The sequence below is a fragment of the Pelobacter seleniigenes DSM 18267 genome, assembly GCF_000711225.1.
GTDB classification, from domain to species: Bacteria; Desulfobacterota; Desulfuromonadia; order Desulfuromonadales; family Geopsychrobacteraceae; genus Seleniibacterium; species Seleniibacterium seleniigenes.
Window position 1 is genome coordinate 684,237 of record NZ_JOMG01000002.1, and the last position, 14,872, is coordinate 699,108.

The window sequence follows — 14,872 nt, forward strand, 5'->3', positions numbered from 1 at the left end:
CTCCACTCTCCTTTAATTCAGATATCATCTTCGGCGGGCACCCATTGCCCTTCCAAAGATTCGATCAGCTCAGCAATCTCCTCGGGATCATAATCCTCCTCCTGGAGTGCTTTGCTATATAACGCCAAAAGATTTGTGGCTGCCCGGTGATCGTGCTGCCGCCGATAAAGCTGCAAAAGGCGGCGCACGATGGAATCCCGGGTCGGATCAATGACCAGCCCCTGTTGCAGGATCGCGATCGCTTCGTCGTACTTGCGGCGCTCCTGCAGCAGCCGAGCGAGGCTGCTGATCTGTTCCAGCCGCAGCTGGGTCAGGTGATCACGCAGTAATGCCAGGTTACCGCCCAGGTCATGCCCGGACAGGAATTCCCCGGTCCAGAGCTGGGCCATTTTCCAGAAGGCGTGCTCGGCCTGCAAAAAATGTTCGCGTTGCAAATGGTAACGCGCCTGCTCCATGAACTCGGCAAACCGTACCGTGTCGATGCGGGCGTTCCTGAGCGAAAGCAGTCCTTTTTCCAAAATCAGGTAGTCCCGCCGGATTCGTTGTCCAAAAGCCCCTTCCAGCGCCTTGCGCAGCCGTGAATGGGCGGTATCAAAACTGTTGCGGGCCTTGGAAGGGGGGCTGTCCGGCCACAGCATCGCCATAATCGATTCGATGCTGAGAGTCTGCCCCGGGGCCGCAACCAAGAGGGCGAAAATCTGCCGGGAGGCCTGGCCGATCTCACCCAGATCGAAGCTTTGCTGTTGCAATTGGATGCGAAACTGACCCAGGCACTTCACTTCCAGCAACGGGCACAGCAGGATTGCCGGGTCCGGACTGAATGCCTGGCCGGCAAACTCCGCCAGCAGGGGCTCGAGCAGATCCCGCTCAGCCCGACTTTCCAGTAACCCCGCCAAGGCTTCCAACAGCTCCGGGATCAGCCCCCAGAAAAAGGCGCAGTCCTGACGCCGCTGAAACTCCAGGAAAAACCGCAGCTGCTCCCGCGCCTGTTCCCGCCGCCCAAGTTTGCACTGGATTGCGGCCTGCCAGGCATGCAGCCCGGGGCGAATCCGCTCTTCCCCACAGCGTTGCGACTCTGCCAGGCCTTCGTTCAATAATTTTTCCGCGGTGGGAAACCGCTCCCCGGCAGCGCAGGTCAGCGCCGCAAACAGCAGGTTTTCAATCCGGTACAGCGGGCCTCCGGCCTGTTCACGCAGGCACAGGGCCGTAGCCGAGTCTCTCTCCGCCGCATCGTGCTGCCCGGCCAGGGCATGAAGCCAGCCGCGCAGTTGCAGCAAACGACTTAACTGATGACTGTGGCTGGAACCCTTGCTGTTCAGCAGCGCAGTGTCCACCAGCTCTGCGGCATGCTCTTTTTCACCACAGGCCAGCAACAGCATGGCCTGATAATAATTGAGCAACGGCCCGATGGCAGAGCGCTGCATCTGCCCCGGACTGAGCTGCGAACGAAGGATCTCCCGCTGTCTGGAAAATCCGCCGGCATCGCCATGCCCATGGAGCAGCGAACAACCGATCAAACCCAGCAGTTGGCAGGCTGAAAACCGTTCCAGATTCTCCCGGTGCCCGGCCTGGTGCTCCAAGGCAGTGGCAACGACCCGGTAACGCCCCTGCCAGAGGGCCTGCATGCCCCGCAACACGGCAAATTCGATTTGCTGCTCACTCAAACACAATTGCTGGGCTTCGGCCAGACCGATGCTGGCCAGGCTGTCAACGGTGTCCAGCCGCCCGGCAAAAAATAATTCCGCCAGACCCAGTGCGTAGGTGATTTTCAGACGTTCAACCGCGGCACAGCTGTCACTATAGGCGGCATACAACTTTCTGAAATCCTCCAGTCGCCCCTGCCAGCGTTCAAAACAACCATCCACAGCCAGGGAAAGCATCACCTGGACGGTCGCCGTCAGCAGCATGCCACGAGAATCCTCAGCCGATGCAAAACGCTGATAGGCCAACTCCAGCCAGTCCACCGCCTCATTTGAAAAAGCATGCAGCTCCGTGATTCCGCGGAACAGCGCCAGCCAACTGTCGGCGGCGGTCAGGTCGGCAGGGATCGCGCTGATTAAGGGGCCGATCTCGCGCTGATAGCGGCTGTCCACCAGGGCCAGACCGAACTGGCTGAGCATCTGTGCCATGGCGGAAAAGTCGCGCGCCTCCAGCAGACAGTTCAGGGCTGCATCAAAACGGCCTTCGAGCCGGTACCATTCGGCCGCCGCCTGGTAAACCAGCTGGCGTTCCGCGGCCGTCAGATCCAACTCGGCCTTTTCACGCAAGAAAGCCCTGGTCCCGGGCTTGATGAGCAAAACCGTTTCTTTTTCGACAGTGGCAGTCAGCACCAGCCCGTGCCGCTGCAGATAATCGATAACCGCCCGAATATCAGTAATTTCACTCAGACTCTGGGCCAACCGAACCGGCACCGATTCCAGCAACGCCAGCTTCAGCACCGTCCGCCGCCAGGGCAAAGGGAATTCGGTCGTCAAGGTTTCGAAGAACCGGCGATCATCCAGTTCATGGGGATCGGCCAGATCTTCAGCCAGGCGCAGCAACATGCTCCGGTCCTGTTCCCTGAGCTGACCATCACCGGTAATCATCAGGCCGCTGAGCCAGCGCAGGCGCGCCGAGTGATCCTGCAGTTGCTGTTCCAGCTGCTGCTGATTGCTGCGACTGCGGCGTTCGTCAGCACACATCCGCAGCATCACTTTAACCCTGGCCAGCATTTCCACATTGCTGATCGGCTGAGAAATAAAGTCGTAGGCGCCGACATCAAGCCCTTCGGCGCGCATCGTCGGCGAGGCAAGATGAGCGGTGATCAGAACCAGCGGGATCTCGGCGGTCTGCGGTTGCTGACGCAACCTGCGACACATCTCCAATCCACTCATCTCCGGCATCTGCACATCGATGAAGGCCCCGTCGACCGCTTCCCGCGCACAGATGGCCAGCCCCTCCCGGGCACTGCGGGCGGTCAGGACCCGCACCCGGGGCAGGTCGATTTCAATGATTTTAGCCAACAGCAACAGGTTGGTCTGGTTATCATCGACCAGCAACAGGGTAAATTGTTCCAGGGGCTCCGTCTGCATCATGATAACCGTTTACACCGGGATCAGCCCGGCAAACTTGAGCAACAGCTTCTTGGATCCGACTGAATTGAAATAAACGATAACCTTCTGTTTGTCGCCATCACCTTCCAGCCGGCGCACCGTCCCGATCCCGAACTTGATATGCCGCACCCGGGTTCCCAACCGCAATCCGGCCGGGCCTTCATCAGTGGCAGACTCGGTCGCGCCCCGGTGCGGTGGTTGAGGAGCGGCGATCGACACGGCAAGGTCCTGGTTTTCATCCCAGACCTCCGTTTCCTCCTGGCCGCTCATCAGATCCGCCAAGGAGGACAGATTATGAGCAGCCGCTGTTTTTGTCGCCGGGGCGGCTTCCTCCCCTCGTCCCTTGATCAGCTGGCCCGGAATTTCGGTCAGGAAGCGGCTGGGGGGATTGAACTGCCAGGTGCCATAAACCCGCCGACGCCGGGCATGGGACAGGTACAGACGCTGCATGGCACGGGTCATACCGACATAGCAGAGGCGCCGTTCCTCGGCCAGTTCTTCCCCCATGGCACCGGAGCGGGAGTGGGGGAACAGCCCCTCTTCCATCCCGGTCATGAAAACGATGGGGAACTCCAGACCTTTGGCGGAATGCAGGGTCATCAGGGTCACCCGCTGCTGGGAGTCGTCATGCTGTTCCAGGTCAGTGATCAACGCGATCTGCTCCAGGTAATCTTGTACGCTGCCGCCAGCGGTGGCATGTTCTTCCATCCCCGCCAGCAGCTGCTCCAGATTTTCCAGCCGACCTTTGGCCTCCTGGCGACCTTCCGCGGTCAGGGCATTCTGGGCTTCCTCCTGCAGGGCCGGTCCGTAACCGGAATCATGGATCAACTCCGCCATCAGTTGCGGATACGGCAGCCGTTGCAGACGCTCCGTGAAACTGTCGAGCAAGGCCAGGAATTCTCCCACCCGCTTTGCCGCTGCACCTTTCAGGATCTGCTCCTGGAGAGCCAGCCGACAGGCGGCCAGAAAGTTGCCGGCTTGTTCTTCATAGGCGGCAATGCGCTCGATGGTGGTGTTGCCGATACCGCGGGCCGGGACATTGATGATCCGCCGCACGGCCAGGGAATCCTGGGGATTGATCAGCACCCGCAGGTAGGAGAGGACGTCCTTGACTTCGAGCCGGGCATAGAACTTGACCCCGCCGAACATGACATAAGGAATCCGCCCGGCCCGCAAGGCTTCTTCCAAAGCCCGGGACTGGGCATTGGTGCGATAGAACACGGCCATCTCCCGTAACCCATGGCCGGCCCGCTGCAATTCAGCGATTTCAGCGGCAACAAACCGGGCCTCTTCGAAGTCATCGGGAGCGGTCTCGACATGCAGCAGTTCACCTGGCGGATTTTCCGTCCAGAGCTGCTTCTCCCGGCGGTCCGGGTTACACCCGACCACCGCTCCGGCGGCCTCCAGAATGGTGCGGGTCGAGCGGTAATTCTGCTCCAGTCGAATCACGCTCGCGGTCGGAAAATCGATATCAAACCCGAGGATATTGCCGACTTCGGCGCCGCGCCACCGATAAATGGACTGGTCATCATCGCCGACCACGCAGAGCGCCGTCTCCGGCCGGGTCAGCAACTGCATGAGTCGATACTGAACCCGGTTGGTGTCCTGGAACTCATCGATCAGGACATGGCGGAAACGTTGCTGCCAGCGCTCTCTGACCTCCGGGAATTCCTCGAGCAGCCGCACGGTCAACAGCAGCAGATCACCGAAATCGACAGCATTAGCGGCTTTCAGTTTATGCTGATATTGCGCATAGAGCTCGGCGACCAGCCGTTCGTCTGGATGCAGGTTGCCGTATTCGGTCGGCCCGATCCCGCTGTTTTTGGCACTGTCGATGGCGGCTGCAGCGGCGCGTGGTTTGAGGACCTTTTCAGAAATCTGCTGATCCTTAAGCAGTTCGCGCAGCAGGCGCAGCTGATCCTGATCGTCATAAATCAAAAAATCCCGTCCAAAGCCGAGATGATGAATTTCCTGACGTAAAATCCGCACGCAACTGGCGTGGAAGGTGGCCACCCAGGGCAGCTCTGAAGAACCGAGCAGCGCTTCCAGCCGTTCCCGCATTTCATTGGCCGCCTTGTTGGTAAAGGTCACGGCCATGATCTGCCAGGGGGCGACTCCTCGCTCGCGGATCAGGTAGGCAACCCGGTGGGTCAGAGCCCTGGTCTTCCCGGAACCGGCTCCGGCCAGCAGCAACAGCGGACCATCCTGATGCAGGACCGCCTGTCGTTGAGGCTCATTCAAGCCGGCCAGTAAATCAGTCATCCTCTTCCCCCAGCGTCCGGCTCATCAGGGCTCGGTTATAAGCTGAAATCATGTCGCGACGGGAGATAATCCCGTAGAGCTTGCGGTGAGTCTCCCGGTCCACCACGGGCAGCTGCTCGATATTGCGATAACCGATTCTGCGCATGGCGGTATCGAGGTCCTCCTCCGCATGCACCGTCACCACTTCCGTGGTCGCCAGCTCCTTGACGACAACCAGATCCATCAGTTCTTTTTCGAAAACCACCCCGAGGAAATCCTGCACCGAGATAATCCCGGTCAGTTCTCCCTTTTCGTTGACCAGGGGAAAATTGGTATGATGGGTCTTCTGAATGAAGCGCGCAAATTCTCCCAGGGTCATACTTTCCGGGATACTTTCGACCCGGGTCAGCATAACATCACCGACCGCCAGGCTCTTCATGATATTACGCTCTTTCCCGGCTTCCAGATCAATGCCGATCTGGCTTAGCTCAGCAGTTTCCAGGCTGTCTTTTTTCAGTTTGCGGGCAAAGGTCGTGCCGATAACGCAGGTCAGCATAATTGGGATAATGACTTCGTAGCTGTCGGTGGTTTCAAAAAGCAGAAAAATGGCGGTCATCGGCGAATGGGTCGCCGCCGCCAGGAACGCCCCCATACCGACCAGCGCATAGGCGCCACCGGACAGCCCGGCCCCAGGGAAGACCAACTCCAGAATATGACCGAAGGCTCCCCCGGCCACCGCACCGAGAAACAGGCAGGGTGCGAACATGCCGCCGGGCAGCCCGGAGCCGAGGGTGATGGATGTGGCCACCATTTTGGCAGCGACCAACACCAGCAGCAGATACCAGGAATGGCCCCCATGGAGCACCGCGCTGATGAATTCGTACCCGTTACCGAACACCTGGGGCAGAAAAATGCCGATCACCCCGACGCTCAGCCCGCCCAGGACCGGTTTGCTCAACTGCGGCACTTTAAGTGCGGTGATCATGTTCTTGATGCGACTGTTCACATCGATAAAACCGGCGGCAAGACCGCCGATAACAAAACCCAGCAGCACATAGAGGGCAAGTTCCCAGAAGCTGTGCAGAAAAAAGGTCGGGGTCACCACTTCCGAGACGTTACCGAGCAAGGCCCGGGATACGACCGTGGCCATGCCGCTGGAAATAACGATGGACGTGAAGCTGGCCAGTTCAAAGGACGACAACAGGACGATTTCGGTGGCGAAAAACACCCCGGCGATCGGGGCGTTAAAGGTCGCTGCGACCCCGGCCGCAGCACCGCAGGCGACCAGCACTTTCAGCCGATTCCCGCTCATTTTGAACAGTTTCCCGAACTGGCTGCCGATGGTGCCACCGATCACGGCGATCGGTCCTTCCTGCCCGGCGCTGCCACCGGTACCCAGGGTAATCGCGGAGCCAAGACCCTTGGTAAACAACGGTCTGAGCGGTAGCTTGGCACCTTTCAGGTTGACCTTGACCAGAAAGGCTGAGAAGCCACCCCGCAGGTCTTTTTTGAACAACACCCAGAGCGGAATCACCAACAGGCCGCCGATAGCGGGCAGAAACATCACCAGAATCCGCTGCAAGGACCAGTGATCCAACGAAATGTCAAAGAGTTCAAAGGTCTGCTCGAAGATCAGCCAATGAATCAGTTCGATGGTTTTCCGGAAAAAATAGTTGCCCAAACCGCCCAGGATACCGATCAAAACCGCAAGAATGATCAGAAAGGTATTTTCACTGATTTTGAGATGACCCAGAATTTTCAGAAAGAGTTTTTGCACGCGGCGAGCGGGAAGATAATTTTTCAATACCTGAGATGACACAACTTTGGCCTAACGTTTAATTGACTGCCTCGGCAGGCAGCGGTGTTTCGGATAAAAACAAACCGCCCCGGCAACCGGCGGGGACAGGTCTGGATAAGAATTTTGAATTCAAACGAATTATACTAAACCCAAATATCCCACGAGGCAACACCACAAAAAACAATATGATTATTTTTTAGCGGGCTGCGGCAACGCAACATGAACAGCCGGGAAGGCTGCCCCGGCAAAGGAGAAGGGATTTGCAGTCGTCAGGCGCTGTGCTGCAGGTAGGCCGCATAGCCCAGCCCGACCCCGAGCAGGTCAGCCACCCCGCCCATGGTCAGGTTGCGCTGTCGGAACGCGGCATCCATCTGGCGCAGCAGGGGAACCGGATCGTGCCCCGCCACCAGACAGCGGCGCAGTTGCAGCCCACTCTGTTGTAAATAAGCGATGCCGGAATCCCCGCAACGGTGGCGGGCGGTCGAATCGTCGACCCGCAGCATCAGCTCCGCCAGCGCCAGATAAAAGCCGCGACCGTTGTCCAGCCCACCCTGGTCTAAAGCCGGCAGCACAATATCAAACACCCCCGGCAACCCGCCAAGTGCCTCAGCGACGATTCCGGCCTGAGGATGCTGCTTTCGCACCGTTTCCCCATGACTGCAAGGCGGCTGCGGCCGGCGGGCAAAGAATTCGCCGGCGGTCACTTTTACGGCGGCCTGCAACGCCACAGGGTTACGCAGGTCGCAGCGCGCAGCGGCCATCAGCAGCAGACCGGTCAAGAAGATCCCGCCGCGATGGCAATTGGTGCCAAGTTCCTGCAACATGCGCCGTTCGGCCCGCTGCCCGATCAGGACCGGGTCGCCAGAACCGCTTGGAGCCGCCAGCGCGGCACAGAGTTCACGCAGATATTGACGCAGCAAGACGATGGAACGCGCCATCAGGAGTAAGGACAAATCCGGGTGGGAACCGTTATTGCGCAGATCGACCAGGCCGGGTTTCGGGGTCAGATACAGCTCAGCCTTGAGCCCGTCGATAAGCGACTCGGCCAACGCCTGCAGTTGTAAAGGGTTCGAGCAATTCTTCAAAGCGCTCTTTCACCTGCATGGGAGTATGGCGACGGGTGCGGATGCATTCCCGCGCCGGGGCGGCGCAGACCAGACAGGAACGTTGCGGCAGGCCGAGGCGCTGCCGATCGTACACCGTGCCGTCCGCGGCATAGACATCAAAATCGAGCAACCGCGCAAAATCGCGATAGTCCTCGATCCGGCAGCATTGCATTTTGACATCGACCGGGTCCCCTGCTGAAGCATATAAGACCCATGGGCCAAGAGCATCAACATCAAACAGTTCCAGGCTCGGCGCAAGCGCATTGCAGAGCTGTTCCTGTCCCCAGCCGAACAGCGCTTCGCTGCCCGCCGGCCGCTTGTCGCAACCGGGCACATTCAGCGCCAACTGAATGATGCTGCCGCCCGCAAGCGTCGCCAGCAGCTTCTGCAGCTCCTCATCGCGACGCTCACGGGCAGTCAGGATATCATTCTTTAACTTTGCGTACTGCATCGATTATTGTGCCATCACGATATTCGATCAGGGCAACGACATCATCCGTGAATTCGACCGGTTTCGGCTCGCCGGTGATGCGGGTCGCCAATTTTCTCAAATCGTGGATATCCATCACCGGAACCTTGCGTTTCTCCAGTTCCTTTCTCAGGTCGGCCTGATGCTCGTTCACCGCAATGCCGCGTTCGGTGACTATCACATCAATGGTTTCGCCCGGGGTGGTAACGGTCGTGACCGCGTCGCGGATAATCGGCAGCCGCCCGCGAATCAGTGGAGCGGTGATAATCGACAACTTGGCGCCAGCAGCGGCATCACTGTGCCCACCGGTATTGTGCAGCAGGTAGCCGTTTGACTCGGTATTGACATTAACGTTGAAGTCTACGTCAACCTCAGTGGCTCCCAGGATAACGCAGTCGAGCATATTGACGACCGCGCCGGCATTATAGGGATTGGCATACAGGTCCGCGCTCATCTCCAGGTGATTTGGATTACGCCCGATGGAAGCGACCGCTTTCAGATCGAAACACTGGACATCGAACAACGCACGGAACAGCCCCTGTTCGAGCATATCGACGAAATAACCGGTAATCCCGCCGCAGCCGAAGCTGCCCTTGATCTGCCCGGCACTCATCAGTTGTTTGACCCGATCCGCCACCGCCAGGGAGATCCCCCCGGAGCCGGTCTGGAAGGCAAAACCGTCTTTCAGCAGCCCGGAGGCCTCAATCACCTGGGACGCATATTTAGCAATCTGCAGGCCGACCGGATCACGGGTGATTCGGGTGGTGGTTGAAACGATCTTATTGGGATCGCCCAGGGAATCGACGACCACGACATGATCGACCAGGGACATGGGAATCGATACCGGCACCACCGGATAAGGCTGGAGGTTGTCGGTGACGGCAACCACATGCTTGGCGTACTGGGCATCGGTATGGGCATAGCCCAGACTGCCGCAGGCCGAGGGCCCGAAGTACCCGTTCATATTGCCGAACTCGTCACAGGTCGGAGCCGCGATAAAGGCGACATCGACGGTCACATCCCCGGAGATCACCGAGCGGGCCCGGCCGCCATGGGTACGTACGGTAATCGGGCAATGCAACTCCCCTTTGGAAGCCATTTCGCCGATGAGACCGTTAACACCGGTTTCAATGGCGGTAATGACACCTTTTTGGATGTAAGGAATCAGCTCCGCATGCACCGGGTGAACCGAGCTTGAAGCGATGGTGATATCCCGAATGCCCATAGCGTCGATCTCTTTGACCACCATATTCAGCAATGCGTCACCGTTGCGCAAGTGATGGTGGGTCGCAATGCATTGGCCGCTTTTCAGACCGGAGGCCTCAATGGCTTCACGCAGACTCCCGAGCAGCTTCTTGTCCCCCGGGTTGACCCGCCGCAGCGGTCGACTGGCATGGTCGGAGGTTTTCTTATAACTGAAGGGGTCCTGATACGGGACAACTGTTTTCCCGGCAAAGGACTCCGGGAGCTGACGTCCCAAACTATTTACGGCCATAGATCACCTCTTCATCCAATTCAATATCAACCAGACCGTGCGCCTGGGCAGTTTTCAAAGTCTTGACGGCACGAATAACCACCGGCGCGTCGATCATCTTGCCGGCCAGCGAGATAACCCCGGTCCCCATTTCCCGGGCGCGCTGAATGGCATCGATCACCTGCAGTGCGTAGTCGATCTGCTCCTGCTTGGGAACAAAGACTTCGTGGACAACTTCGATCTGGCGGGGATTGACCAGCGATTTCCCGCTGAAGCCGAGGACCTTGATCAACTCGGTCTCCTTGCGCAGCGCATCCATATCCGTGGCATCCGGAAAGATGGTGTCAATGGCCTGAATACCGGCGGCCTTGCAGGCCCAGACGATCCGGGTCCGCGCGGCGAACAGTTCCTCGCCGCCTTTGGTTCTTTCAATCTCCAGGCTGGCGGTATAATCCTCGGCACCGAAAGCCAGCCCGAGGAGCCGCGATGAACTCTTGGCGGTCTTGATACAGTTGATGACCCCTTCGGCCGTTTCGATGGAGGGCAGGATTTTGAAGTGCCCGATGGGTAGCCCCAGTTCCTCCTCATACTCGGTCAAAATGGTGTCAAGCTGCTCGACATATTCCGGCTTGTCAGCTTCGGGCAGGCGAATACCGTCGGTCATGGCCGGCAGGATGGCATCGAGATCCTGCTTCCACCACTTGGTTTTGAGACTGTTGATCCGCACCAGGATCTTCCGGTTGTGGTTCTGGTAGGTCTCCAGGAAGTTTTTGACCAGGACCCTCGCGGCGTCCTTCTCACTATAAGGCACCGAATCTTCCAAATCGATCATGACACAGTCGCTCTGGAACATCGGCACGTTCTGCAGCATGGAAGGCATGTTGCCTGGCACATACAACAGCGATCTCATTAATTCAAAATCAGCCATGGCAATCATTCCTCCTCAATGTAAATGGTCGGGGTTCCGGATGTCTTCGAAATATGCCGCTCGATCCCATCGATGATCATCTCGGTAAACAGAATTTCGCAACTGGCAAAGACTTCCGCATCAAACAGATGTCCGCCGATCACCTCCCCGGAGCTTTTGCCGAGCATAATATGGGCATGACAGTCCACCTTGCCATTGTCGCTGGAAATCAGGTTGCCTTCCAGATCCAGCAGTTCCAGCGGCCCTTCGATATGATGCTGGCGCATGCGCGGCTCGGTAATCGGCCGTTTGGCGCCGGACTTGATCCCGCGGAAATGGGCGTTGACCACCGACCCGACCGCAGACACGATCACTCCGTTTTTCACCTCTTCCTGCTCGGCAAACAGAATCAGCCGCTCGACGATCTTCTGTCCCGGCTCGATCTTGATAATAAAGCGGCGACCCTGCTCCCAGGTTTTACACCAGACTCCGTTCATGTTCAGGCCCCTTCCTGGCTGCTGGCTCTTCTGATCGCCGTTTCCAGGCGGGCGGCAATCGCGTAATCGAGGGCGCCCCGGTCACTGATCTTGATATGCCCACCGGTCACTGACAAGTCGGCCAGAACTTTTTCGACCTGACGTTTGATCAGGTGCTCAAACTGTTTTTTTACCGTTGAATCTATTTCTATGCGCAGGTCATCAGCAGGCTCTAAAAAAACCATCAGGTCACTCGACTGCATTGTCCCTGCCTGAGCTTTTCGTGCGATCTCCATCAATGTCTCCTCTGGTAATTCTTCAATGTTTGCAATAGCTCCCGCGCCTGGACCGAACGGAGAAAATTCAGCGTCGTTGCAGGCACAAGCTCTTTCAACGTCTCAAAAGCTTCACTTTTCAGGGCCTCGCGCACCCGGAACGCGCTGATCGGCTGGTCACCCCGCGCAACCCGGTCCAACTGCACTGTCTCAACATTATACAGGGCTAAAACCTTATGCATAGTCTCACTGTAAATACGCGTCGTCCGACAGTAGGGTTCGGTCCCGATGAAGCGTTTTTCGATGTTGAAAAAAGGCGCAATATGCCTCCCGAACAGCTCCAAGTCAACTTCCATCTGAATCAGCTGCTGGTCATCGTCCCGCTTGAGGAAGTAGCCGGGAAAGGTCACCTGACTGATCGCATAGTCGGAGGTATCCAGAACTGTCACGTTGGGGATATGGGCCGTCCCTTCCCTGGTCAGCCGGTAACGCACCTCGAAAGGGAAAATGGACCGGTCCTCCCGAACCACGAACACATACAGCTGATCGACCCGGGCGGCGGCCTGTTCGATCAGGTACTGATGGCCACGGGTAAACGGATTGCAGTTGACCACAACAGCACCGTTGCGGCCCGGCTTGACCAGCGCCTGACAGTCGGCCAAGTATTTCTGCAAGCCATGGCCATATTCCAGCAGACACAGTTTGGGATGTTTAACCAGCGGTGTGAAGTTCAGATGCTGAAAGGACAGGCAGCGATCCGGCTTGGTAAAAACAAAAAAGTTTTCGATGTTTGAATAGGCACAACTGTTGATCAGTTCCGTGATCAGCTCACCAAGAAGGCCGCCCCCCTGATGGCTGTCACGGATACAGATCATTTTAAAAACATTGTGATCCCTGGCCGCTGTGGCGACCAGTTCACCATTTTCGAAAACTCCGAACAGCGCGTCGAATGTCTCTTCGTATTTGAAACCATTCGATTCAATAAGCTCTTGCGCTTTGCGTTGATCAAATTTATTAATCAACCTGACGACCATATGCGTAAACCCTGCAACTTAATTCAGTTAATGTCCAAGTACTGAGAGGAGGACACCGGCCGCGATAGCCGAACCGACCACTCCGGCGACATTGGGAGCCATCGCATGCATCAGCAGGTAGTTGGTCGGATCAGCTTCCAACCCGACCTTGTTGACCACGCGGGCCGAGTTCGGCACGGCGGAAACGCCGGCGGCACCGACCAGCGGATTGATCTTTTTCTTGCTAAACAGGTTGAGAAACTTCGCAAACAATACCCCGGAAGCGGTGGCCAGAGCAAAGGCGGTCGCCCCCATCACAAAAATACCGATGGATTGCGGGGTCAGGAAATTGACCGCCAGCGTATTGGCCCCGATGGAAAAGCCCAGCAGGATCGTCAGGATATCGATCATGGCGTTGCGGGCGGTATTGGCCAGACGTTCGGTCACCATGCTTTCTTTGAGAATATTACCGAAGAACAGGCAGCCTATCAACACCATTGAGCCGGGGGCGATCAGGGTACAGACCAGAAAACCGACGATGGGGAAAATGATCTTTTCCCTTTTGCTGACCTGCCGGGAGACCTCCATGCGGATCAGCCGTTCCTCCTTGCTGGTCAGCAGCCGCATGATCGGCGGCTGGATCACCGGCACCAATGACATATAGGAATAGGCGGCAATAGCGATGGAGCCAAGCAACTCAGGTGCCAGCATCGACGACAGGAAGATCGCCGTCGGACCGTCAGCCCCGCCGATAATGCCGATAGCGCCGGCCTGCTGCGGGGTAAAGCCGATGAACAAAGCACCGATCAGGGTGGTAAAGATGCCGAACTGCGCCGCAGCGCCGAGCAGCACCAGCTTGGGGTTACTGAGCATGGGGGTAAAATCGGTCATTGCCCCGACACCGAGGAAAATCAGCGGCGGATAGATGCCCTGCTTGACCCCCTGGTAAATGTTGACAAAGAACATCCCCTCTTCCCCGCCCGACATACTTTCCGGGATGGGAATATTGCCGACGATCAGGCCGAAACCGATCGGCAGCAGCAGCAACGGCTCAAAACCCTTGTTAATAGCCAGGTAAATGAAAAGACAACCAAAAAGTATCATCACCACGTTTTGCCAGGCGACCCCGACAAAACCGGTACTCATCAAAAAATCAGTTAGCATGCCCATTTTTAACGCTCTCTGGTGGAAATCATGAAAATTATGACCTCTTCCGCAAACCGGAACAGGCCGCTCATTCGATGGTCATCAACTCATCGCCCTGATTGACACTGTCACCAACCTTGATATTCACGGCGGTGATTTTGCCTTCAGCGCGAGCGTTGATTTCATTTTCCATCTTCATGGCTTCCATTTTGAACAGGGCCTGACCGACCTTGACCGTATCGCCGACCTTGACATAGACCTGCATGATGGACCCCGGAATCGGGGCCAGCACCGAACCGTCGCTGGCGGCGACCGGTCCTTTGGGTCTACCTGAGGCCAGCGGCGCAGCGCTCACCACCGGGGCCAGAATGGCATCCGCTCCTTCCGGCAACACCTCGGCAATCGAGTCGATGGAAACGGTATATTCCTTGCCGTTGATTTCCAACAAGGCTTCTTCAGCACTCAGGCTGTTCAATTGCACTTCAAAATCTTTATCATTCAACTTCAATTTATATTTACGCATGAGAGCCTCCCTCAGACAGCGAGCGCATTTTCCCTGCAGAAGCCCAGATCGATCCGACCCGGTTCTGTCGCGGTATAGTTAATTGGGTCCATTCCCCCAGGCTGCGTTCCGATTCAAGATGCACAACCAGCCCAGCGACAGCAATCAGCTCTTCCCTGGTCGGTTCCCGATCGGCCGCAGTGACAGCTGCAACAGCCTTCGGTTTGGCACTCTTGCCGTTCAAAGCCCCCAGAACGACAATGATGCCGCTGATCAGCAACAATCCACAAAAAACAATCAACATCCCGGTGATCATGAGACCGACCCCATGACCTGCAACCACATTATGCCAGCCAAAGTTCATATCTAATAT

At 57.3% G+C, this 14,872-nt stretch carries 13 protein-coding genes; all 13 read right to left on the minus strand.

Annotation, left to right across the window (positions count from 1 at the left end; genetic code table 11):
- Nucleotides 1-17: 17 nt before the first annotated feature.
- Nucleotides 18-3,074 carry a response regulator gene (locus N909_RS24465; protein ID WP_084167509.1) on the minus strand — a complete coding sequence of 1,019 codons (3,057 nt, stop codon included), beginning with the start codon at nucleotides 3,072-3,074 and terminating at the stop codon, nucleotides 18-20.
- Nucleotides 3,075-3,083: 9 nt separating this feature from the next.
- Entirely contained in the window at nucleotides 3,084-5,354 is a 2,271-nt protein-coding gene (locus N909_RS0105805) for an ATP-dependent helicase (RefSeq protein WP_029912747.1), read from the minus strand.
- A complete protein-coding gene (locus tag N909_RS0105810) occupies nucleotides 5,347-7,152 on the minus strand; it encodes a chloride channel protein (protein ID WP_051689563.1) in 1,806 nt (601 codons plus the stop codon). The genes N909_RS0105805 and N909_RS0105810 overlap by 8 nt, the downstream gene beginning before the upstream one ends.
- Before the next feature lie 248 nt (nucleotides 7,153-7,400).
- Nucleotides 7,401-8,216, minus strand: coding sequence for a triphosphoribosyl-dephospho-CoA synthase (locus N909_RS0105815; protein ID WP_036682933.1), 816 nt, complete (start codon nucleotides 8,214-8,216; stop codon nucleotides 7,401-7,403).
- Nucleotides 8,146-8,688 carry a citrate lyase holo-[acyl-carrier protein] synthase gene (locus tag N909_RS24470; RefSeq protein WP_029912757.1) on the minus strand — a complete coding sequence of 181 codons (543 nt, stop codon included), beginning with the start codon at nucleotides 8,686-8,688 and terminating at the stop codon, nucleotides 8,146-8,148. The genes N909_RS0105815 and N909_RS24470 overlap by 71 nt, the downstream gene beginning before the upstream one ends.
- Nucleotides 8,663-10,201, minus strand: coding sequence for a citrate lyase subunit alpha (gene citF / locus N909_RS0105825; RefSeq protein ID WP_029912760.1), 1,539 nt, complete (start codon nucleotides 10,199-10,201; stop codon nucleotides 8,663-8,665). Before citF ends, N909_RS24470 begins: the two co-directional genes overlap by 26 nt.
- Nucleotides 10,188-11,108, minus strand: coding sequence for an HpcH/HpaI aldolase/citrate lyase family protein (locus N909_RS0105830; RefSeq protein WP_029912763.1), 921 nt, complete (start codon nucleotides 11,106-11,108; stop codon nucleotides 10,188-10,190). Before N909_RS0105830 ends, citF begins: the two co-directional genes overlap by 14 nt.
- Before the next feature lie 5 nt (nucleotides 11,109-11,113).
- Nucleotides 11,114-11,584, minus strand: a complete 471-nt coding sequence (locus N909_RS0105835; protein ID WP_029912765.1) for a PPC domain-containing DNA-binding protein — start codon at nucleotides 11,582-11,584, stop codon at nucleotides 11,114-11,116.
- 2 nt (nucleotides 11,585-11,586) lie between these two features.
- Nucleotides 11,587-11,859: a citrate lyase acyl carrier protein gene (gene citD, locus N909_RS0105840; RefSeq protein WP_029912768.1), complete on the minus strand. Its 273-nt coding sequence runs from the start codon at nucleotides 11,857-11,859 to the stop codon at nucleotides 11,587-11,589.
- Nucleotides 11,859-12,872 carry a [citrate (pro-3S)-lyase] ligase gene (gene citC, locus N909_RS0105845; RefSeq protein ID WP_029912771.1) on the minus strand — a complete coding sequence of 338 codons (1,014 nt, stop codon included), beginning with the start codon at nucleotides 12,870-12,872 and terminating at the stop codon, nucleotides 11,859-11,861. Before citC ends, citD begins: the two co-directional genes overlap by 1 nt.
- Before the next feature lie 27 nt (nucleotides 12,873-12,899).
- Nucleotides 12,900-14,021, minus strand: coding sequence for a sodium ion-translocating decarboxylase subunit beta (locus N909_RS0105850; protein WP_029912785.1), 1,122 nt, complete (start codon nucleotides 14,019-14,021; stop codon nucleotides 12,900-12,902).
- Nucleotides 14,022-14,085: 64 nt separating this feature from the next.
- Nucleotides 14,086-14,520: a biotin/lipoyl-containing protein gene (locus N909_RS0105855; RefSeq protein WP_029912789.1), complete on the minus strand. Its 435-nt coding sequence runs from the start codon at nucleotides 14,518-14,520 to the stop codon at nucleotides 14,086-14,088.
- Entirely contained in the window at nucleotides 14,513-14,863 is a 351-nt protein-coding gene (locus N909_RS0105860; protein WP_029912792.1) for an OadG family protein, read from the minus strand. Before N909_RS0105860 ends, N909_RS0105855 begins: the two co-directional genes overlap by 8 nt.
- Between the last annotated feature and the right edge of the window lie 9 nt (nucleotides 14,864-14,872).